The 23,488-nt window shown below is 29.0% G+C and carries 22 protein-coding genes; all 22 read right to left on the bottom strand.

Annotated features, from left to right (window positions below; all coding sequences use genetic code 11):
- Positions 1-87 precede the first annotated feature (87 nt).
- The 22 genes from pknB to pstB all read right to left on the bottom strand — a co-directional run bounded on the left by pknB (position 88) and on the right by pstB (position 23,466).
- Positions 88-2,070: a Stk1 family PASTA domain-containing Ser/Thr kinase gene (gene pknB / locus ACFYH6_RS08240; RefSeq protein WP_416179485.1), complete on the bottom strand. Its 1,983-nt coding sequence runs from the start codon at positions 2,068-2,070 to the stop codon at positions 88-90.
- Position 2,071: 1 nt separating this feature from the next.
- On the bottom strand, positions 2,072-2,791 hold the full coding sequence (locus ACFYH6_RS08235; protein WP_316342673.1) for a Stp1/IreP family PP2C-type Ser/Thr phosphatase: 720 nt from the start codon (positions 2,789-2,791) through the stop codon (positions 2,072-2,074).
- Positions 2,792-2,805: 14 nt separating this feature from the next.
- Positions 2,806-3,837: a 23S rRNA (adenine(2503)-C(2))-methyltransferase RlmN gene (gene rlmN, locus ACFYH6_RS08230; protein ID WP_316342672.1), complete on the bottom strand. Its 1,032-nt coding sequence runs from the start codon at positions 3,835-3,837 to the stop codon at positions 2,806-2,808.
- A gap of 9 nt (positions 3,838-3,846) precedes the next feature.
- Positions 3,847-5,166: a 16S rRNA (cytosine(967)-C(5))-methyltransferase RsmB gene (gene rsmB, locus ACFYH6_RS08225; protein ID WP_316342671.1), complete on the bottom strand. Its 1,320-nt coding sequence runs from the start codon at positions 5,164-5,166 to the stop codon at positions 3,847-3,849.
- A 12-nt stretch (positions 5,167-5,178) separates the two neighbouring features.
- Positions 5,179-5,877 (bottom strand): zinc metallopeptidase, encoded by a 699-nt coding sequence (locus ACFYH6_RS08220; protein ID WP_316342670.1) that lies wholly within the window; start codon positions 5,875-5,877, stop codon positions 5,179-5,181.
- A 25-nt stretch (positions 5,878-5,902) separates the two neighbouring features.
- Complete coding sequence (gene fmt, locus ACFYH6_RS08215) at positions 5,903-6,829, bottom strand: methionyl-tRNA formyltransferase (protein ID WP_316342669.1); 927 nt, start codon at positions 6,827-6,829, stop codon at positions 5,903-5,905.
- A 15-nt stretch (positions 6,830-6,844) separates the two neighbouring features.
- The gene (gene def / locus ACFYH6_RS08210) at positions 6,845-7,288 is read right to left on the bottom strand and encodes a peptide deformylase (RefSeq protein WP_316342668.1); all 444 of its coding nucleotides are present in this window, start codon (positions 7,286-7,288) and stop codon (positions 6,845-6,847) included.
- Positions 7,289-7,304: 16 nt separating this feature from the next.
- The gene (priA, locus tag ACFYH6_RS08205; RefSeq protein ID WP_316342667.1) at positions 7,305-9,509 is read right to left on the bottom strand and encodes a primosomal protein N'; all 2,205 of its coding nucleotides are present in this window, start codon (positions 9,507-9,509) and stop codon (positions 7,305-7,307) included.
- A gap of 48 nt (positions 9,510-9,557) precedes the next feature.
- On the bottom strand, positions 9,558-10,757 hold the full coding sequence (gene coaBC / locus ACFYH6_RS08200) for a bifunctional phosphopantothenoylcysteine decarboxylase/phosphopantothenate--cysteine ligase CoaBC (protein ID WP_316342666.1): 1,200 nt from the start codon (positions 10,755-10,757) through the stop codon (positions 9,558-9,560).
- A 1-nt stretch (position 10,758) separates the two neighbouring features.
- Positions 10,759-10,983 carry a DNA-directed RNA polymerase subunit omega gene (gene rpoZ, locus ACFYH6_RS08195; protein ID WP_316342665.1) on the bottom strand — a complete coding sequence of 75 codons (225 nt, stop codon included), beginning with the start codon at positions 10,981-10,983 and terminating at the stop codon, positions 10,759-10,761.
- Positions 10,964-11,602 carry a guanylate kinase gene (gene gmk / locus ACFYH6_RS08190; RefSeq protein WP_416179486.1) on the bottom strand — a complete coding sequence of 213 codons (639 nt, stop codon included), beginning with the start codon at positions 11,600-11,602 and terminating at the stop codon, positions 10,964-10,966. Before gmk ends, rpoZ begins: the two co-directional genes overlap by 20 nt.
- On the bottom strand, positions 11,602-11,871 hold the full coding sequence (remA, locus tag ACFYH6_RS08185) for an extracellular matrix/biofilm regulator RemA (protein ID WP_042396960.1): 270 nt from the start codon (positions 11,869-11,871) through the stop codon (positions 11,602-11,604). Before remA ends, gmk begins: the two co-directional genes overlap by 1 nt.
- Positions 11,872-11,885: 14 nt before the next feature.
- On the bottom strand, positions 11,886-12,767 hold the full coding sequence (locus ACFYH6_RS08180) for a YicC/YloC family endoribonuclease (protein WP_316342663.1): 882 nt from the start codon (positions 12,765-12,767) through the stop codon (positions 11,886-11,888).
- 198 nt (positions 12,768-12,965) lie between these two features.
- Complete coding sequence (locus ACFYH6_RS08175; RefSeq protein WP_416179487.1) at positions 12,966-14,333, bottom strand: NCS2 family permease; 1,368 nt, start codon at positions 14,331-14,333, stop codon at positions 12,966-12,968.
- A 226-nt stretch (positions 14,334-14,559) separates the two neighbouring features.
- Positions 14,560-15,543 carry an asparaginase gene (locus ACFYH6_RS08170; RefSeq protein ID WP_316342661.1) on the bottom strand — a complete coding sequence of 328 codons (984 nt, stop codon included), beginning with the start codon at positions 15,541-15,543 and terminating at the stop codon, positions 14,560-14,562.
- A 294-nt stretch (positions 15,544-15,837) separates the two neighbouring features.
- Positions 15,838-16,233, bottom strand: a complete 396-nt coding sequence (locus tag ACFYH6_RS08165; protein WP_316345573.1) for a PBECR2 nuclease fold domain-containing protein — start codon at positions 16,231-16,233, stop codon at positions 15,838-15,840.
- Between the two features lie 128 nt (positions 16,234-16,361).
- Entirely contained in the window at positions 16,362-17,840 is a 1,479-nt protein-coding gene (gene spoIVA, locus ACFYH6_RS08160) for a stage IV sporulation protein A (RefSeq protein WP_316345572.1), read from the bottom strand.
- Positions 17,841-18,036: 196 nt separating this feature from the next.
- Positions 18,037-19,032, bottom strand: a complete 996-nt coding sequence (locus ACFYH6_RS08155; RefSeq protein WP_416179488.1) for an NAD(P)H-dependent glycerol-3-phosphate dehydrogenase — start codon at positions 19,030-19,032, stop codon at positions 18,037-18,039.
- A gap of 3 nt (positions 19,033-19,035) precedes the next feature.
- On the bottom strand, positions 19,036-20,352 hold the full coding sequence (gene der / locus ACFYH6_RS08150) for a ribosome biogenesis GTPase Der (RefSeq protein ID WP_416179489.1): 1,317 nt from the start codon (positions 20,350-20,352) through the stop codon (positions 19,036-19,038).
- A 2-nt stretch (positions 20,353-20,354) separates the two neighbouring features.
- Positions 20,355-21,686, bottom strand: coding sequence for a DUF512 domain-containing protein (locus tag ACFYH6_RS08145; RefSeq protein WP_316345397.1), 1,332 nt, complete (start codon positions 21,684-21,686; stop codon positions 20,355-20,357).
- 336 nt (positions 21,687-22,022) lie between these two features.
- A complete protein-coding gene (gene phoU / locus ACFYH6_RS08140; RefSeq protein ID WP_316342788.1) occupies positions 22,023-22,679 on the bottom strand; it encodes a phosphate signaling complex protein PhoU in 657 nt (218 codons plus the stop codon).
- Between the two features lie 22 nt (positions 22,680-22,701).
- On the bottom strand, positions 22,702-23,466 hold the full coding sequence (gene pstB, locus ACFYH6_RS08135; RefSeq protein WP_316342786.1) for a phosphate ABC transporter ATP-binding protein PstB: 765 nt from the start codon (positions 23,464-23,466) through the stop codon (positions 22,702-22,704).
- Positions 23,467-23,488: the final 22 nt, after the last annotated feature.

The raw sequence follows: 23,488 nt of genomic DNA, 5'->3' as shown, positions 1-23,488 counted from the left end.
AAACAGATTGTGATAAAAAATGCAAATTTTTTTTCATAAATATTATTATATAATAAAAAGAATCAGCTTTAGGGCTGATTCTTTTTATTAATTGTTATTACCGTTATTACCGTTATTACCATTATTACTTGTAGTATTACCATTATTATTTTCAGGTGCTGGTGGAGTAGCAGACTTTTTAGATTTTATTTCTACAGTTCCACTAGCTTTTATTTCTTTAGTAAAGCTTTCTACTATATCTCCACTCCCTATAACTTTATAATTAATTTTATTTCTATCAAGTATCTGCATAGCTTCACTTAATTCCATACCTTCATAAAGTCCATAAGATGAAACATCAATAGTTGGTTCTTCATATTTTCCAACTGTTATTGTTATAGGTGTTCCTTCTTTTATCTGTGTAGGAGCAATACTTTGTCTTAATACTATCCCATCTTTAGATTTATCATTGGTAACTTCCTCTTCAACAGTAACCTCAAGACCTTTTAAAGATGCTTTTGCATCTGATAAAGTTTTACCTGTTACATCCACAATTTCAACAAATTTAGTTTCTGGTCCCTTACTTACAACAATTTCTATATTTGTATCCTTAGTGATCTTTGTTCCTGCTTCTGGAGTTTGTTTAATTAAATAACCAACATTTACATCATCACTATATTCTTCTTTTATAGTATAATTAGTTAAATCTTTAGCTTTTAACCTTTTTTCAATATTTGTTCTTTCAAAATCTCTAAGATCTGGCATTTCAATCTGCTCTTCACCAGCTGAAACTATAACTTTTATTACAGCTCCTTTTTTAACCTTCATACCTGCTTTAGGATCTGTTTCTAATATAGTATTTTCAGGTTTATCACTTTTTTCTGTAGATTTAACTTCTAATTTTAATCCTAAATCCTCAACTTGCTTTCTAACATCATCAGTTAATTTACCTACAATATTAGGCACCTCAACTTCTTTGCTATCTCCTGATCCCATTGCTAAGAAATATCCAACAGAACCTAAAAGTAAAAGTACAATTATAATTCCAATTGTAATTAAAGTTTTCTTAAGCCCAGTATTATTCTTTTTCTTTCTTGGTTTTTCTTCTTCATCAAAATCATCATAATCATCATCATATTCGTCATCATAATAATCTTCTTCTAATTTAGATATATGAGATGTGTTTGCTGCACTAACTGGTGTAGTAATTGGGCTCATAATAATAGTACTATCATTATCAGAATTACTTATATCTTCTCCTATAATAACATCAGGATTTTCTTGTATCTTTTGTAAATCTTGAATTATCTCCTTAGCATTTTGATATCTTTTTATAGGTTCCTTTTGGATAGATTTAAGTATAAGTTTATTTAAACTATCAGGAATCGCAGAGTTCATATTTTTAGGCGGAACAGGTTCCTCTTGCAAATGCTTTAAGGCTACTGTAACTGGTGAATCCCCCTCGAAGGGTAATCTTCCTGTTACCATTTCATATAATACTATTCCAAAAGAATATATATCAGATCTAAAATCTATATAAGTACCTTTTGCTTGTTCAGGTGAAAGATAATGTGCTGAACCGATAATACTAGTAGTATTAGTTATGGTTTGTGAATCAGTAGATTTTGCTATTCCAAAGTCTGTAACTTTAACTTCACCTAATTCAGTAACCATAATATTTTGTGACTTAATATCTCTATGAATGATATTATTTCTATGGGCACAATCTAAAGCTTTCGCAATTTGCAAGGCTATTTTTATTGCAGTATTATAATTAAGTTTTCCACTATATTTAATAAGTTCCTTTAATGTTTTCCCACATACATACTCCATTACTATATAATCAATATCCTCTTGAGTTCCAACATCAAGAACATTAACTATATTAGCATCAGATAAATTCGCAATGGCAGTAGCTTCTCTTTTAAATTTTAATGATATATCTTCATTATCAGCAAATTGTTTTTTTAATATTTTAACTGCAACAAATCTATTTAATTTATTATCTTTGGCTTTATATACTTCAGCCATTCCGCCTTCACCAATTTTTTCAAGAAGCTCATATCTACCGCCTAGAATAATTCCCTTCATGTTACACCTCTCCTCCAAATAACATTACAGTTATATTGTCTCTTCCACCATTAAATTTTGCACTTTCAACTAGCTTTTCACAAATATTCTGTAATTCCTTTTCTTCTATATTAAAAGATTTAATATTATCTAAATCAACTTCATTGCTTAATCCATCACTACACATTAAAAAATAGTCATATTCATCTTTTCTTATTTCAAATATATCAACTTCCACATCTTCTTCTGTTCCTATTGCTCTCGTTATAACATTTTTTTGTGGATGATTAATTGCTTGTTCAAAAGAAATACTACCACAGTCCACAAGTTCTTGAACTAATGAATGGTCCTTAGTTATTTTTACTATTTTGTCATCTTTAATTCCATAACAAGAGCTATCTCCAATATTAGCTATTAAAGTTTTTTCTTTTGTGATTAAACATACTACTAAAGTAGTCCCCATCCCCGTATAAGTATCTGAGCAATGGGAAAGATTAAAAACTTTTATATTAGCATATTTTACTGCATTTTCTAATAATTCTTTAGTATTGTAAGTATCCACATTATCTTTTATATATTTTATTAAAGCCTTAGTAGCGGCCTTGCTAGCAATTTCGCCAGCATTATGGCCGCCCATTCCATCAGCTAATACACAAACTTTATAATTTTCATCTTCATAAAACTCAGCATAATCCTCATTTAAGTTTCTTATATTACCTAAATCACTTTTTATACCAATCACCAACACCCACTCCTCTAATTTTTAGCCTTTAAGAAGTTTCTCCTTAATTGGCCACAAGCAGCATTAATATCATTACCCATTTCTTTTCTAACAGTTACATCTAATCCATGGTTACTAACTATTTTTTCAAACTCTTCTATAGTCTTTTTAGAAGGTCTCTTTAATGTATTTTCTTTAATTTCATTTACTGGTATTAAATTAATATGACATTGTCTTCCCTTTAATAATTTTGATAATGCATTTGCATCTTCTTTACCGTCATTTATACCTGAAACTAAAGAGTATTCAAAAGAAATTCTTCTACCAGTTTTCTCAAAGTAGTAATCACATGCTTCTAAAATTTCCTTTATAGAATATTTATTGGCAATTGGCATTATTTCTCTTCTCTTTTCATCATTGAAAGCATGTAAAGATATTGCTAAAGTTATGCTATATCCCTTATCAGCTAATTCATAGATTTTAGGTACAAGCCCACAAGTAGAAAGGGTAATATGCCTTTGACCAATATTTAATCCATATTCAGCATTAACTAAATCTAAGAACTTAGTAACATTTTCATAATTATCTAATGGTTCTCCACTTCCCATTAATACTATATTAGAAATTCTTTCTCCTAAGACCTTTTGAGCTACAATAACTTCTGATAATATTTCACCAGCTGTTAAATTTCTAACTCTTCCTTCTAATGTTGAAGCACAGAATTTACATCCCATTCTACAACCTACTTGAGTAGAAATACAAATTGTATTCCCGTAATTATATTTCATTATTACACTTTCAATAATATTTTTATCCTTAAAAGCAAATAATATCTTTTTAGTTGCATCAGTAGTAGAATCATATTCTCCTACTATTTCAGGAACACCTATATAAAAATTTTCCTTAAGCTTTTCTATTAAGTTTTTAGGTAAATTTTTCATATCTTCAAATTCCCAAACATTATTATATATCCAAGAAAATACTTGTTTTGCTCTAAAAGCACTTTCTCCATTTTCTTTCATCCATACTGAAATCTCTTCCATACTGTAATCTAATAAATTTTCCATTCTCTTCACCTATTTCATTTTCTTTATTTTTCCTATAAAGAAACCATCCATAGAATCGTTTGGTAATATAGTTAAACTTTTATCGCTATTATATATAAAGTTATTATTGTTACCTAAATATATATTTTCAATTTCTGCATCATTATGTTTAGCTAAGAACCAATTTAAGTTATCTTCGTTTTCCTCTTTGTTTAGTGTACAAGTAGAATAAAGTAAAGTTCCACCTGGTTTTAAATATTGCCAAGCATTTTCCATTATTTTTCTTTGTACTTCTACTAGATCTCTTAAATCTTGTCTTGTTTTATTCCATTTTATTTCAGGTTTCTTTCTTATTATACCAAGACCTGAACAAGGGACATCAATTAATACTTTATCCCCATAAGATATATAATCTGGATTAAGTTTAGTAGCATCCATTGCTTTACAAACTATATTACTTAATCCAAGTCTTTTTGCGTTTTCTTCAATTAAAGATAACTTATTTTCATGTAAATCAAAGGCCACAACTTCCCCTGTGTTTCCTAATAATTCTGCTATATGAGTAGTTTTTCCACCTGGTGCTGCACATAGATCTAAAACTTTTTCTCCCTCTTTTAAATCTAATAATGGAGCTACTAGCATTGCACTTTCATCTTGAACTGTAATTAAACCTTCTTTGAAAAGTTCATTGCTTTCAATTCCTTTTCCCCCATGAATTGCAATAGCTTCTGGACAAGCATATCCTTCTTCTATGCTATATCCCATTTCTTCTAATTTATCGTATACTTCCTCAAATTCACTCCTAAACTCATTAACTCTTACTGTTACCTTAGGAGTTTCATTTAAGCCAGCCATTATTTTCATTGTTCTTTCTTCACCATATTGCTTTATAAAAAGTCTTATCATCCATGGTTGGAAAGAAAACTTATAAGCTAATTCATCTATTCTATTTCCAGGAACAATTATTTCTTTTTCATCTCTTATATAGTTTCTTAGGATTCCATTGACAAGCTTAGATGCTTCAAGAGAAACTTCCTTTGCTTCTTCAACTGCTTCATTACAAGCTGCATACTCAGGTATTTTATCTAAAAAATACATTTGATATATTGCTACTCTTAATATATTTAATACAGTTGTGTCTAATGTATTTATATCTTTCACAAAATTTCCTATTAGCACATCTAAAGTTCTTTTTCTTCTTAAAGTACCATAGACTATTTCAGTTATAAGTCCCTTATCCTTGTCATCTATATCTTCTCTATTTAATTCCTTAGAAAGAACTAAGTTAGAATAAGCTCCTTCTTCTAATACTCTTTGTACTATTTGTCTTGCAAGTTTTCTACTATTCATTTCACTACCTCATTAATTATCATTATATCTGTTATTTAAAGCTATTAATCTTATTAATTGAGAAATAGCCATTAAAGTTGCTGCCACATATGTCATTGCAGCTGCATTTAGAACCTTTTGTGCTCCTTTTAACTCATCGCCATAAAGAAAAGTTCTTGTTTTCAATATACTTAATGCTCTAGTTGATGCGTTAAATTCTACTGGAAGAGTAATAAGTTGATATATTACTGCTCCTCCAAAAAATATAATTCCTATTTTTGTAAATAGAGGAAATCCAAAAAATATTCCTATCATAAATAACCATATAGATAAATTACTACCTATATTAACAACTGGAGCAATTTTAGTTCTAAGAACTAAAGGAGAGTAATGTGTTTGATGTTGTATCGCATGCCCACACTCATGTGCTGCTATTCCAGCAGCTGCTACTGTTGCTCCATCATAAACTTCTGGTGAAAGCCTTATTACTCTTGAAGATGGATCATAATGATCCCCTAATTGCTTATTATACCTTTCAACACTAACATCAAAAAGTCCTGCGCCATCTAATATACTTCTTGCAACTTCACTACCAGTAACACCACTTGCTGTTCTAACATTTTTATACTTTTTATAAGCATTATCTATTTTGAATTGTGCCCAAAAAGCTATAATTATAGCTGGTAATAACAATAAATAAGTTGAGTCGAAATAAAATCCTGGATAAAACATATATCCATCTCCTTTATACTAGTTTTTAATAAAGCTTATTATTTACCTTAATTTCATGTCCATTAATATATTGTTCTACAGTTAAAGGCTTACCATTTGGAAATTGAATTTTCTTTATTAATAATACTCCATCTAAAGTTGCAACTTTTATTCCTTCTTTTGATACCCCAACTATAGTCCCAGGTTCTTTATTAGTAGTTTCATTTAATATCTTACTTTCAAAAACCTTCATATAATTATTTTCATAATTAGTATACGCAATTGGCCAAGGATTAAGTCCTCTAATTAAATTATGAATATCTTTTGTTTCATTATTCCAATTTATTAATGCCAATTCCTTATTTAACATTTTAGCATAAAAAGTTTCATCTGTTTGCTTTTCAGGAGTTATAGTTCCATTAGATAATCCATCTATAGTTTTTATTAATAAATCTGCTCCTCTTTCCATTAAAATATCATGAAGATCTCCAGCTGTCATTTCTTCTGTTATTTCAACTTCGTCCTTAAGAAGCATATCTCCAGTATCTAAACCAACATCCATAAGCATTGTAGTATTTCCTGATTTCTTTTCGCCTTTAATTATTGCCCAATTTAAAGGTGCTGCTCCTCTATACATAGGTAATAATGAAGCATGTAAATTAATACATCCAAACTTTGGAATATCAAGAACCTCTTTATTTAAAATTTGACCAAAGGCTACTACAATTATAAAATCTGGTTTTAATTCCTTTAAATAGTTTATAGCCTCTGTATCATCCTTTAGCTTAATTGGTTGTAACACTTTTATACCATGTTCTAATGCTACTTCTTTTATTGGTGAATATGCTATTTTTTTACCTCTCCCCTTTGGTTTATCTGGTTGAGTAAAAACTGCTTCTACTCCAAATACATCTATTATTTTTTTTAAAGATGGTACTGCAAAATCTGGAGTTCCCATAAATACTATCTTCATGTTAAGCCTCCTCTTTTATTTCAAATAATCTATGAATAACTTTCCATTCAAGTGATCATTTTCGTGTAATATTGCTCTTGCTAGAAGCTCTGTTGCTTCTAGTATAAACTCTTCACCTTTTTCATTTAAAGCTTTTACTTTTACATAATTTGGACGTTCAACTTCTGCAGCTTCCCCTGGAACACTTAAACATCCTTCTTCTCCTAATTGAGTGCCAGATACTTCAAGAATTTCTGGATTAATAAAAACTCTAAGGCCATAGTCATCAAATACATCTATTACAAATATTCTTTGAAGAATTCCTACTTGTGGTGCTGCCAGGCCAACACCATCAGCATCATACATAGTATCTGCCATATCTTTAATTAATTTTAAAGTTCTTGGTGTAATTTCAGTGACTACCTTACATTTTTTTCTTAAAACATCATCGCCATTTATTCTAATATTTCTAATTGCCATTTATTATTCTTTCCTCCTAAATTAAATTGTTTGGATTAATATCAATAGTTACTTTTATTTCATTATATACATTCTTATTCAGTTGATAAAGGTTATCTTTAATTTTTTTACAAAAATCTAAAGATAAATCACCCTTAAAAATTATCTGCCATCTATAATTATCCTTTATTTTGGAAACTATGCAAGGCACAGGCCCAAGCATTTCTATATTTATTTCAGACTCATATATTTTAGTTAATTCTTTTTTTAATAAATTCATAAAGGATTTTAAAGCATTTTCATTTTTAGATGAAGCATTTACTAATAGTATTCTACCAAAAGGAGGATAATACATCAAACCTCTAGTTGTAAATTCTTCATTATAGAAGCCTTCATAATCATAATTTTTAGCATAATTTAAACTATAGTGATCTGGAGTATATGTTTGAAGAATTACTTTTCCTTCTTTTTCTCCTCTACCTGCTCTTCCAGAAACCTGAGTTATAATTTGAAATGTTTTTTCTGCAGAACGATAATCTGGAAGGTTCAATGACATATCAGCAGCTAATATTCCTACTAATGTAACATTTTCAAAGTCTAAACCCTTTGATATCATTTGCGTACCTATTAAAATATCAGCTTCTCTATTTTTGAAAGAATTGTATATAGCCTCATGGGAATTTTTATTTCTAGTAGTATCCATATCCATTCTTAATATTTTGGCTTCTTTAAAATATTTTTTCACTTCTTCTTCAACTCTTTCAGTTCCAGCTCCAAAATGCTTAACATATTTACTTTTGCATTTTGGACAGATATTAGGTTGTTTTTCTCCATGTCCGCAATAATGACATACTAGATATCCGTTTTTATGAAATGTCATTGATATATCACACTTTGGACATTTAAATACATATCCACAACTTCTACAAGATACAAAAGTTGAAAAGCCTCTTCTATTTAAAAATAAAATAATCTGTTCTTTCCTACTTAAAGCTTCCCTAATTTCTAAAAATAGTTTATTACTAAACATAGAAATATTACCCTTGTTCAACTCTTCTCTCATATCTATAATTTCTATTTCAGGCATAGGCTTATTATCAATACGATTTTTTAGTTCAACAAGTTCTATTTCTCCAGAAATAGCTCTGTAATAAGTTTCTATAGATGGTGTAGCCGAACCAAGAATAACTTTACATCCCTTAAGCTCACTTATAAATTCTGCAACTTCTCTAGTAACATATTTAGGGTTTTGCTCTGATTTATATGTATTTTCATGTTCCTCATCTATAATAATTATTCCTAAGTTTCTTAAAGGCAAGAATAAGGCGCTTCTTGCGCCTATAACAACTTTAGCCTTACCTTCTTTAACTCTATACCATTCATCATATCTTTCTCCATCAGAAAGTTTACTATGAAAAACTGCTACTTCTTTTCCGAATCTGCCCTTAAAACGTTCAATCATTTGAGGTGTCAATGCTATTTCAGGAACTAATATTATAGCAGACTTATCATTGATAATAACATTCTTTACAATATTCATATAAACTTCAGTTTTTCCAGATCCAGTTACACCCTTTAACAAAATTGTGTTCTTGGAGGTTTTTTCAATTATATTTATTGCATTATATTGCTCTTTAGTTAATTCTCTTTCTTTATAATCAACATATTCTCTATAGTTATATCTATATATAATTTCTTCATCTACTTTTAAGTAGCCTTCTTTAATTAATTTATTAAGTTTATACATAGACAACCCATGCTCTTTACTTAATTCAGTTTTATTATATTTACCATTGTTTTCTCTTAAAAACAAAAAAATATCTTCATATTTTTTAAAAACTTCTTCTGGTACTTTTATATCATTAACTGAAACTACAAGCTTATGTTTATTATTAACTCCTTTTAACAATCCTTGTGGAATTAAAAGTCTAATACCATCAATATACTTACATAAATAATTTTCTTTTAAAAATTCTACTATTTTTATATCATCACTAGTTAATAATGGTTCATTTTTTACTATTGTCTTAATTTTTTTAGTTCTTATACCAATAAGTTCATCATTTTTTATAGATAATACAAAACCATCTGTAATAGAATTTTTAATACCAAAAGGTACCTTTACCCATTGACCTATCTTTATGTCCTCCTTCATTTCTTCAGGCACTTCATAAGTGAAAGGTTTATCTATATCTAACGCATCACTATTAATAACAATTTCTGCATATATTTTCAAATTCATCACCCTTTTATTAGGTTCTATTATACACCATATAAAAGAAAGCGCATTTTAGCGCTTTCTTAATATAGTTTCAAAGATTTCTGATGCAACTTTTCTTTTACTCATCTTATCTAAATGTTTTTCTTCTCCATCTCTACTAAGGATAATAACTTTATTATCATCACTTGCAAATCCTGTATCACTACTTGTTATATCATTTGCTACAATGAAATCCAAGTTTTTGTTAATAAGCTTTTTCTTTGCATTTTCAATAACATTATTACTTTCTGCTGCAAATCCAACTAGTATTTGGTGTTTCTTTCTTTCACCTAGCATTTTTAATATATCATTATCTCTTTCAAAGGTTAAAACTAAATCATTATCGCCTTTTTTGATTTTTTCATTACTATAATATTTTATTTTATAATCTGCAACTGCTGCAGACTTAATTACTATATCACTATTATGGTAATTATCTAAAATTGCATTCTTCATCTCTTCATTTGTAGTAATATTAATTACTTTAACTCCTTTTGGAGGAGTTAAATTGGTAGGTCCTGAAACTAAAACTACATTAGCTCCCCTATCTCTAGCTTCTTCTGCTAGAAAATATCCCATTTTTCCAGTAGATCTATTTGTAATAAATCTTACAGGGTCTATATTTGAATGTGTAGGTCCAGCACTTATTAATATATTTTTTCCAAGTAAATCCTTTGGAATATCTTTATTTTCAAGTGCATCTAAAACACTATCTATTATAGTATTTACATCTGCTAGTTTTCCTTTTCCTTCATCTCCACAAGCAAGTATTCCAGATGCAGGCTCTATGAATTCATACCCAAGTTTCTTTAATTTATTTATATTTTCTTGAACTATTGGATTTTCATACATATTTGTATTCATAGCTGGAGCAAAAATAACCTTAGCTCTAGTTGCCATAATAGTTGTAGATAACATATCATCTGCAATCCCATTTGCAACCTTACCAATAATATTTGCAGTTGCTGGTGCCACTAAGAAAACATCTGCTCTTTTTGCTAAAGAAATATGTTGAATCTCATAAGCTTTAGGTTCTGCAAACATATCTGTTACAACCATGTTTTGACTAAGAGATTGAAATGGTAAGGGAGTAACAAATTTCGTTGCAGATTCTGTCATAATTACTCTAACATCTATATCTTTTTTTCTTAGAGCACTAACAACATCTAATGCTTTATAAACAGCAATTCCACCACTAACTCCTATACATACACATTTTTTATTATCCATTTTATTTTAAACCTTCTTTTACAAAAGTAGGTTCATAACCCACTTCTCCTTCATTAACTTCATTAATAGCTATAGTAAGTGGTTTTTTAGATTTTGTTGCAACTAATGGTTCACTACCATTTATTATTTGTCTTGCTCTCTTTGAAGTTACTATTACTAATGAATATCTGTCATCTACCTTTTGAAGTAAATCAATAATTGATGGATTAATCATAGAGTTGTTCATGAATTAAGCCCTCCTTAGAATCTAATATTGTATTTTCCTTTATTCTATCAACTCTGCATTTTTCAGCTGCTATAATTGACTCTACCTTTGATACAGCTACTTCTAGCTCATCATTAACTACAGCGTAATTATATTTTGAAACATAATTAATTTCCTTATAGGCATTTTTAAACCTAGTCATTAAGGATTCTTCTGTTTCACTTCCTCTTTTAATTATTCTTTGTTTTAATTCTTCCATTGATGGAGGAAGTATAAAGATAAATACTCCTTCTTTGAAGTTATCTTTAACTTGTAATGCTCCTTGAATATCTATTTCTAAGATAACATCCTTTCCTTCATCTAACATTTTTTCTACATTTACCTTTGGGGTACCATAGAAGTTTCCATGCACATTTGCATATTCTAGGAAACCATTATCTTTAACTTTTTCTTCAAAGGATTCCCTAGTTAAAAAATAGTAATTTACCCCTTCAATTTCTCCTTGTCTAGGAGCTCTAGTAGTTGCAGAAACTGAAATAAAAATATTATCATGCTTTTCTAATAAAGCTTTACAAATAGTTCCTTTTCCCGCTCCTGATGGGCCTGAAATAACTATTAATATGCCTCTATTTCCTTGCATTATTCATCAACCTCATCTACAGCTTCGTCTTTAACTACTAATCTATGTGCAACTGTTTCTGGCTGAACTGCAGATAAAATAACATGATCACTATCTGTAATTATTACTGCTCTAGTTCTTCTTCCATATGTTGCATCTATAAGCATCCCTCTATCTCTAGCTTCTTGAATTATTCTTTTTATTGGAGCTGATTCTGGACTTACTATAGCTACAAGTCTATTTGCTGATACTATATTTCCAAATCCAATATTAATTAATTTTATTCCCATTGCTTTCCTCCTATTTATTCTATATTTTGTACTTGTTCTCTTATTTTTTCTATAAGGTTTTTTATGTTAATGACATAATTAGTCATATCCATATCACTTGATTTTGAAGCTATAGTATTTGCTTCCCTGTTCATTTCTTGAATTATAAAATCAAGTTTTCTTCCTATTTGGTCGCCTTCATTTAAAGTAATTCTAATTTGATTTAAGTGGCTTCTTAATCTTATAATTTCTTCATCTACTGAAGCTTTATCTGAAATAATTGCTACTTCTTGTGCAATTCTATTTTCATCAATTTCAACTGTTTCTAAAAGTTCCTTTAATCTAGCCTCTAACTTCTTCTTATATGTAGTAGGTATTAAATTTGCAATAGATTCAATATTATTAACTATATTCTCAATTTCTTTTAATTTTAATAATATATCTTCTTTAAGTTTTTCACCTTCTACTAATCTCATATTATCCATCATTTCTAAAGAAGATACTATAAGAGGCTTAATTGACATCCAGATTTCTTCAATGGAATCCTCTTTTTCTACTATTTCAATTACATCTGGAAACCTTGCAATTTGAGTAGCTGTAACATCATTTTTTACTCCAATTTCTTTTTCGATTTCCTTTAAGCAATTGTAATAACTTTGTGCTAAACTTAAATTAAGTTTTGCAAGCCCCTCTCCTTGAGAATAGCTTTTTTGATTTATAAAAATATCTACTTTTCCTCTAGAAAGCTTTGAATTAACTAACTTTCTTATTTCTTCTTCTAAAGAAATAATACTTTTAGGCAGTCTAACATTAACATCTAAATATCTACTGTTAACACTTTTCATTTCAACAGAAAATAAATGTTTATTTCCCTCTTCATTACTAGCCCTTCCAAAGCTAGTCATACTCTTAACCATATTCTCCTCCAAAACTTATTTTTTATATACTATTCTTTGGCTACATTAAATATAAATTATCTATATCATCTATGTCAATGTTTTGTTAACAAATTGTTAACAATTTTAAAAATAAAAAGTTACATTCTTCTATTACCATTTATTAATTAGGCAATTTAAAGAATGTAACATTTTATCTTAGTTATTTAGTAACCATTGTTATATATAAATTAACTTAAATATAAATACTATTGCTAAAATAATCATCACTAATGATACTTTAGTTTTCTTCTCTTTATCTTTGGCAAAAATATTATAAATAACGTTTATAATTACATATGATAATATACCTATAGTTAAACCATCACCAATACTATAAGTTAATGCCATAGCTGAAATAGTTAGAAAAGCTGGCACTCCTTCTGTTATATTATCAAAATCAATACTTTTTACAGCTCCAAGCATTAAGTATCCTACATATATTAATGCTGGTGCAGTTGCACATGATGGAATAGCTACAAATATTGGTGAGAAAAACATTGCTGCTAAAAATAAAACTCCAGTAGTAACTGCAGTATATCCAGTTCTTCCTCCAGCAGCTACACCTGTAGAACTTTCTACGTAAGTAGTTACAGTTGATACTCCTAATATTGATCCTAAAGTTGTTCCAATAGCATCTACTAATAAAGCTCTTCCTGCATTTGGAACATTACCACTTTCATCAAGCATATTTGCTCTTGATGCAACTCCTACTAAAGTTCCAACAGTGTCAAAAAAGTCAACAAATAAAAATGTACAAACAACAACTATTAACTTACTAGCAGTTTCTGGATTAAATAAATGTTTTAAGTCTAATTTACCAGCTATAGGCGCAATACTTTCAAATTTAAAAACTCCTTCTGGTAAATATATACCTAAATTAGTAGCTGCTTCTGGATTTATTAAAGCATATCCCCAAGCTAGTAATGTACTAATTAGTATTCCAACAAGAATAGACCCCTTTATATTCTTCTTATCTAAAACTGCAATTATAACTACTCCAATTAATGCAATTACTACTGTTGGAGAAAACTCCCCCATCATAACTAAAGTTGAATCATTATTTACCACCAATCCAGATCCTACCATTCCTATAAAAGCAATGAATATACCAATACCAGCTGTAACTGCATGCTTCATGGTCATTGGAATTGAATTAACCACAGCTTCTCTTACTTTAAATAATGATAGAAGAATAAAAATTATTCCCTCTATAAATACAGCTGTTAATGCAATTTCCCACGAAATACCCATACCAATTACAACTGAAAAGGCAAAAAATGCATTTAAACCCATTCCCGATGCTAAGGCAAAAGGTAAATTAGCATAAATCCCCATTAGTATAGTTGTGATACCTGCCGATAAACATGTTGCAGTTACTAAGGCCCCTGCTGGCATCCCTGTTTCTGATAATATATTAGGATTTACAGCAATTATATAGGCCATAGTTAAAAATGTGGTGAGACCTGCTACCATTTCCTTCTTTATGTCCACATTTTTATTGGACAGTATCGGTAGTAGTCCTTGTTTTTTTACTTCTCTTTCCATTTTTAATCCCCCCAGAAATTTTTTATTAAATAAAAAACCCTTAAGTTTACTAAATATAAACTCAAGGGTTTTTATAAAATACTATCTTAATATTAGTTTAAATCTTAGAATAAAACTCATAACGGATATAACCTAAATGATTTCAGGACAAATTTCTAAATCATGGCATCCTAATTATAAGTATAATTACGAATATTATTATATTTCCCCTAAATTAATATTATAATTATTCATTTCTTACTTTTGCAAAACTCTCTTTAATATCTATAGATTTATCACTTGATAATGCAACTATTAATTTAATTCTTGCTTTTTGACCTGGCATGCTCTCTTCAAAAAACACCCCTAAGTCTTTAAGCATTTTCCCCCCACCTTCATATCCATAAGACTCATGAACTCTTCCTTCAAAACATCTTGAAACTATTACTACTGGTATATTATTATTAAGTGCTCTTTTAATTCCTTCTACCATTTGAGGAGGTACATTTCCTCTTCCTAAAGCTTCAATAACTATTCCTTTATATCCTTTTTCTATAGCAAAATCTATAAAATCAGAATTCATTCCAGCTACGCATTTTATTAATGCAACTTCATCCTTTATATTTTCTACATTATATACTTTATGTTTAATTGTCTTCCTATAAAATAAAACTTTATTATTATCAACAATTCCTATAGGTCCAAAATTCGGAGTCTTAAAGGCATTAAGGGCCATTGAATTTACCTTTGTAACCTCAGCTGCTGAATTAAGTTCTCCATTAAAGCACACTAATACTCCTCTTCCTTTTGCATCTTCTGAAATAGCAGTACATATTGATGTAGCTAAATTAAAAGGTCCATCATAACCTAGTTCTGAACTACTTCTCATGGCTCCAGTAACTACTATAACTTTTTCAGTGTCTATTGTTAAGTCTAAAAAATATGCAGTTTCTTCTAAAGTGTCAGTTCCATGAGTAAGTACAACCCCATCTATGTCATCTCTATCAATTAACTTCTTTATAAACTTACTAAGTTCTAACATGTTATTTATATTCATATGTGGGGATGGTTTGCTAGAGAAACTATAAGACTCCACTTCAGCGTAGGTTTCAATACCTGTTACCATTGACATTATTTCTTCCCCCGTCAAACTTGGTACTGCAGCCTTAATTCTTTCATCTACCTTCATTGAAATAGTTCCACCATTAAATACTACTGCTACTTTTTTCATAATTTCCTCCTAAGTGTGTAATAAATATTATAATATATATTTAACATAATATCTATAAATTTCCAAATATTCTTTTTTTAAATAATATACTACATATTATATAATATGAATCCATATAAAATAAACTCTTGGATACCCAAAAGTTTATTTTGCATTTTGTTGGTAGGGCGGCGTATCCTACATCTCTTTTACTGATAAACAGCGCATGAGGAGCCATTTCTCACCTCAACAAATAAAAAATAACATTATACATAATATTATATATTTATAATATTATTCTTTCAACTTATTTAATTAGCTACAAGCAATTAATTTACCACTAAATAATCTTCTTTCTATTTTTCCATCTGTTATAGGATACATAGTTGAAACATATATATAATCTATTTTCTTATTTATATCTATACCTATCAAAATATTTGGTTCAGCTTTTTTTATAATTTCTATATAAACACCACTATTAGTTAGCTTATATACCCCTATATAATCAGGTTTATCTATTATTTCTTTCATATATTCTATAATATTATTGCTAATCCTTCTTCCTAAATGCTTACCATGTTTTTTCTTAATATGTCTAATTACTCCTTGAGATGCATAAATGGTTCCTGTAAATTTCACCCCTAAATCTTCTGCCATTTTCTCCTTAAAATATCCCACTCTTTTATAGGTATAAAATCTATCTTCCATAATATAACCCCTCAATTCTATAATATATATTAGAGCTAAGTCTTCTTTATGTATACTATTCACTATCTTTATGAATATTTACATTTTTTATATAAAAAGTAAAGGAGCTGTTTAAACAGCTCCAAGTTCTATAAGATAATGCAAATTAATCCGCCACTGCCTTCGTTTATTATCTTTTGCAATGTTTTTTGAATTTTAACTTGTACATCTTCTGGCATTTTGTATAACTTATTTTGTAATCCTTCTCTTATAAGTACTTCTAGAGGCTTTCCAAACATATTACTTTGCCATAAAGATGCAGGATCTTTATCAAATTGCTCCATTAGTGATTTTACAAGTTCTTCACTTTCCTTTTCTGAACCCATAATAGGACTAATTTCTGTTCTAATATCAGCTTTAATAAAATGTAATGATGGTGCTGATGCCTTTAATTTAACTCCAAACATATTTCCTTGCTTAACTCTCTCAGGCTCTTCAAATTTCATTTCTGAAAGTTGTGGTGGAACTAAGCCATATCCTGTTTCTCTAACATCATTTAAGGCATCTTTTATCTTATCATATTCCTTCTTAGCAAAATTTAAGTCTTTTATTAAACTTAATAAATCACTTTCGCATTTTACATCTAAGTCACAAATTTCACTTAATATATTATAGAAGATTCCATCCTTTGGTTTTAATTTTATATTAGCTTTCCCTTCTCCCAGTTTAACTGTATTCATTTCAATTGGAGCTATATTTTCTTCATTTTCCAATAAATTTACAAAGGATTTAATGTCTCTTACTCTATTGATACTTTCACACATTTTCTTAATAATATTAAAGAAATCCTTTTTAAGCCAATTGTCAGGCTCCAATTTTTCCACCCAAGATGGCATATCAATGTCTATTTCTTTAACAGGGAATTCTTTAAGTACATGCTTAAAAACATCTTCTACATCATCTTCATTCATATTAGCTACATCCATTACTTGAACTGTAACATCATATTTATCTTCAAGCTCTTTTTTCAAAGCTCTAGTTTCAGGAGAATTTATATGTTTTGTGTTAAGTACAACTATAAAAGGCTTTTTAATTGCCTTTAATTCATCTATTACTCTCTCCTCTGCTTCTAAGTACTCATCTCTTTCAATACCTGTTATACTTCCATCTGTAGTAACTACAAGACCTATGGTAGAATGATCAGTAATTACCTTCCTTGTTCCTATTTCTGCTGCATCTTCAAAAGGTATTTCATATTCATACCATGGAGTGTTTACCATCTTAGCTTCTTCTCCATCCATATATCCTATAGCACCTTTGACAATATAGCCCACACAATCTACCATTCTAACTTTAAATTTTATGTCTTCATCTATTGTAATTTCAACTGCCTCATTTGGTACAAACTTTGGCTCTGTTGTATGAATACTTTTTCCGGAACCACTTTGAGGTAACTCATCTTTTGCTCTTTCCTTTTTATAATTATTATCAATCTTTGGTATTACCATAAGGTCCATAAATTTTTTAATAAATGTTGATTTACCGGTTCTAACAGGCCCAACAACACCTACATAAATGTCCCCTTGTGTCCTTTCAGCTATATCTTTGTATATATTAAAGCTGTCCACAGTGTACCCTCCTACTTATTTTTAACACTATATATATATTCTTAAGGTAAAAAAAATATACAACTTTTTCTATATTAACCTAAATATTTAATATTATATTTAAGTTATATATATTATTATTACTATAAAAAAATACACCTTAATTGCTATATCTATTGATTTAACAATTAAGGCGTATTTAAATTACTTTATATTTTTAATATATTTCGTTTTTCTTTTCTCTTTCCATAAGCTCTACAACTGCATCTTTAGCATTTTTATTTTTAAATAAAACTTTATATAAAACATCTGTAATAGGCATTTCTATATCTAGTTTTTCTTTTAATTCATAAAAAGCTCTACAAGCCTTAATTCCTTCAACTACCATACCTACATCTTTTATTGCTTCATCAACAGTTTCTCCCTGGCCAATTAGGTATCCTGCTCTTCTATTTCTAGAGTGAAGACTAGTACATGTAACTATTAAGTCTCCCATTCCCGTAAGACCTAGAAAAGTTTCTGGCTTACCACCTAACTTAATACCAATCCTAACTATTTCTGCCATTCCTCTTGTCATAAGAGCAGCTTTAGAATTGTCTCCATAACCTATTCCATCACACACTCCTGCGGCCAGTGCAATTATATTTTTAACAGCTCCACCTATTTCAACACCTACTAAATCATCATTAGTATAAACTCTAAATTCCTTAGTCATAAATAAGTCTTGAACTTCATTTGAAGCTTTTTCATCTTTAGATGAAACAACAACAGTTGTTGGAATATCAAAGGCTACTTCTTCAGCATGACTTGGGCCAGATAAAATTACTACTTTATTATTTGGTAATTCTTCTTCTATAACCTCTGATAGCCTTAAATTAGTACCTTCTTCAATTCCCTTTGCTATACTAACAACTATTACATCTTTATCAATTTTACCCTTTAAAGATTTTGAAGCTGTTCTTATTACGTGTGAAGGTACGGCTAAAACTACATATTTAGCATCTTCTAATGCCTCATCTAAATTATTATAAGCAGTGACGCTTTTAGGAATTTTTAATTCCTTGATATATTTATCATTTTTTCTGTTAATATTTATATCATCAACTACAGACTTATCTCTATCATATATGCTAACTTTGTTTCCCTTGTTAGCTAACAATATTCCTAAGGCAGTGCCAAAGCTACCTCCTCCTAGAAAGGTCACATTACTCATAAATTATTCCTTCCTTTCTCTATACTCTATTTGAAGACCAGTACCACTAAAATCAAAACTATCTCTTAATTGATTCTCAAGGTATCTTTCATATGAAAAATGTCTTGCATTTGCATCATTAACAAAGAATATAAACTTAGGCGGTTTTGTGGCTACTTGAGTAGCGTAGTAAATCTTCATTCTCTTTAGACTTACAATTGGTGGCTCCTTCATTAATACAGCTTTATTAATAACTTCGTTTAGTATTCCAGTTGGAATTCTCTTTGAATAATTATCATAACATTCTTTTGCTACTTCTAATACTTTATGTGTTCTTTGACCAGTTTTAGCTGAAATAAATAAGTATTTAGCATATTTTAAGAACTTAAGCTTCATTTCTAAATCTTCTTTATATCTTTGCATAGTCTTATCATCTTTTTCTATTAAATCCCACTTATTAACTATAACCATTATAGCCTTATTCATTTCATGAGCATATCCTATTATTTTTTCATCTTGCTCAGTTACTCCTTCAGTTGCATCTATCATTAATATACATACATCTGCTCTTTCTATAGCTGTATAAGTTCTTATTACAGAGTATCTTTCTATTTCTTCTTTAACTTTACTCTTTCTTCTAAGGCCTGCAGTATCTACTAATACGAACTTTCCAATGTCAGTTTCTAAAGTACTATCTATAGAATCTCTAGTGGTTCCAGGTATATTGGAAACAATAAGTCTTTCTTCTCCTAATAATCTATTAATTAAAGAAGACTTACCAACATTAGGCTTACCTATCATAGCTATTCTTATATATTCGTCATCTTCCTCTTCTTCATTAAACTTATCAAAATTTTCTACTACTCTATCAAGCATATCTCCAAGCCCTAATCCTTGTGCTGCTGATATAGTTACTGGGTCCCCTATTCCTAGGTTATAAAATTCCCAAGCATTATCTTCTTCTTTTAATGAGTCAACTTTATTTACTACTAACACAACTTCTTTTTTACTTTTTCTAAGCATACTTGCTACTTCATGGTCAGCTGGAGTTAATCCTTCCTTTCCATCAACAACAAATATAATTATATCTGCTGTTTCTATAGCAATATTAGCCTGTCTTCTCATTTGCTTAACTATTATATCTTCTCTTTCTGGTTCAATACCACCTGTATCAATCATTGTAAAATTATGATTTAACCATTCAGCTTGAGCATATACTCTATCTCTCGTTACTCCTGGTGTATCTTGAACTATGGATATCCTTTGCCCTGCTAATTTATTAAATAATGTAGATTTCCCTACATTTGGTCTTCCAACTATTGCAACTATTGGTTTAGCCATTATTAGTCCTCCTTACAATTTGCATTTATTAAATCAATAAGGTCATCACCTGTATAATCACAGACTATAACCTTAACATTTAAAGCTTCTTCTATGTCGTGAATATTTAAGTCATCTAACATAACCATATCAGCTGGAGCTAGTTCATAGCCCTTTCTAAACATATTACTTGACATTATTAAATAATCTGTGTTTATTTTACCCTTTAGCTGATCTATTATATCAGTACCTGTTAAAAGCCCTGCTACTGTTATAGTATTTCCAAAGAAGTTATTTATAACCTTATATACATCTATATGAATGTTAGAATTATGCTTCATTATAAGGTCTGCTGATCTTTTTATTTCATTATAAGCTAATTCTCCAGTTACCATAGAAAAACTTCCCTTTAGATCTTTGTTTAAGAATTCAATAGATCTTTTTACAACTTCTCTATAGTATCTTATCATTCCAACTCCATCTTCAAGCTGATCGTATCCTGAATAAAATTCTTCATTTGGTACATCTATTCCTGCAGTTATATAAAACTCATCAGAAAGTCTTACAAATGGAGCTCCTGTTTCTTCAATATACTTCTTTTGTAAATCTTCAATCATTAATATTTCATTTTTTGCTGACTCATGATTAAAGGTATCTAGCTTAGGTAAATTTTCTCTAAATTGAGTAACACCTACTGGAACTACTGCTACATTTTTTACATAAGGATGTAATTCATATAAATCAGTTACAGTTTTTCTTAATTCCTCACCATTATTTATGTTAGGTATACATACAACTTGTGCATGCATTTGAATTTCTGCATCTCTTAATTTCTTAAGTCTTTCCATAATAGATCCTGCAAATCTATTTTTTAACATCTTAACTCTAAGTTCTGGATTTGTAGTATGTACTGAAATATTTATAGGACTTATTTTATATCTTATTATTCTATCAATATCTTCATCCTTCATATTGGTTAATGTAACAAAGTTTCCTTGTAAAAATGATAATCTTGAATCATCATCTTTAAAGTATAAAGTATCTCTCATTCCTTTTGGATTCTGATCAATAAAACAAAACATACAATTATTAGAACATCTTTTTGCCTTATCCATTATCCCACCCTGGAATTCAAGTCCTAAATTTTCACCGTATTCCTTTTCTATTTCATATTCCCAGATTTCTCCGTCTGGTTTTTCAATTTCAAGAACTACTTCTTCATCTACAGCCAAAAATTTATAATCTATAATGTCATCAATAGGAGTTCCATTAATTGATATTAAGACGTCGTTCACTTCAATACCAACTTCTTCAGCTATACTACCTACATCAACTTTTTTAATTAAATTTTTCACTTTTTTCACCTCTGTATCTGTCAATATTTATATTATTGACGAATATTTATCTTTATAAAATCTAGTTATATATTTTATAGTAATAATTTCAATTTTTGCTTTTCTTGTAAGCATAATTACCCTAATTTTAATATTCACTTGATGTTATATTACATTATTAATAAATTCTAGTCAATAAAAATGAGCTGTCTTAACAGCTCAAAATTTCAAATATAGAATGTAAAATGTATAAATATTGATGTAAATCTAATAAAACCTGGTTAATATTTCTTGTTTCCTATATTATTACATAATTTCTTATTTAATTTACTTTTTAAATATTTATATATAATAATGTTATTCATTTAAGTCTACATAATTACCTTTTTTAGAGAATATTATCCATTCGCAAATATTTGTTACATGATCACCAATTCTCTCTAAATATTTTGAAGCAAAGAGAATTTGAGTCCCTTGATTTATCATTTCAGATTCGTTTCCCATCTTTTTAAGAACTATACTAAACATGCCTTGATAAATTGCATCTACTCTATCATCCATACGACAAATTTCATAGGCTGCCTTTTCGTCACCATTAACATAAGCTTCAATTGATAATTTTATCATATTATTAACAATATCAACTAATTCCCAAATAGGAGCTATTTCATCTGAAAAACTTACTCCCTTAACTCTAGGAACTATTTTACATATATCAACAGCATAGTCCGCCATTCTTTCAAGATCAGTTACAATTTTAGTTGTTGTATATATACTCCTTAAATCTCTAGCTAAAGGAGATTCCGTAGCCATAAACTTTATACATTTTTCTTCTATAATTTTTTGTAAATTATCTACTTTATCATCATCTTTTATGACTTTTTTTGCTAAATCTACATCTTGATTTTTTAAAGAATTCATGCTTTCTAGTATTTGTTTTTCTACTAAACTTGCCATTTCAATTAATTCTGAATTAAGCAATTTAATTTTATTACTCATTACTTCTCTCATCATTTTTTCTCACCTCTTAATAATTTTAGCCAAATCTTCCAGTAATATAATCTTCTGTTCTTTTATCCCTAGGTTTATAGAAAATATCTTCTGTATCTCCATATTCAATTATTTCTCCATTTAAGAAAAATGCCGTTTTATCTGCAATTCTACCTGCTTGTTGCATATTATGAGTTACTATTATCACTGTATACTTCTTTTTTAAATCTTCCATTAATTCTTCCATTTTGTTAGTAGAAATTGGATCTAAAGCAGAAGTTGGTTCATCCATTAATATTATTTCTGGAGAAACAGCTATAGTTCTTGCTATACATAGTCTTTGTTGTTGTCCTCCTGATAAACCTAAAGCACTTTTCTTAAGCCTATCTTTAACTTCATCCCAAAGAGCTGCCCCTTTTAAGCTTTTTTCAACTATTTCATCTAATGATTTTTTATCTTTTATACCATGCAATCTTGGACCATAAGCTATATTATCATAAATTGACATTGGAAATGGATTAGGTTTTTGAAATACCATACCCACTTTTGTTCTTAATGCAATAACATCTTTACTTTTGTATATATCTTCTCCATCAACAAAGATTTCTCCTTCAATTTTAACATTATCTATTAAATCATTCATTCTGTTAATAGTTCTTAAAAATGTAGATTTACCACATCCAGAAGGTCCTATAAAAGCAGTAACTTTATTTTCTTCTAAATCTATATTTATATTTTTTAAAGCTTGATTATCTCCATAATATAAATTCAAGTTTCTTACTTGAATCTTTTTTAAATTTTCTTTTGACATACTTACACCTCTTAGTATATAT

The sequence above is a fragment of the Clostridium sp. HCS.1 genome (assembly GCF_047900555.1).
In the GTDB taxonomy this organism is placed as follows: Bacteria; Bacillota; Clostridia; order Clostridiales; family Clostridiaceae; genus Clostridium.
Note: the sequence above shows the minus strand (reverse complement) of the source record. Positions and strands in the feature narration are given on the sequence as shown.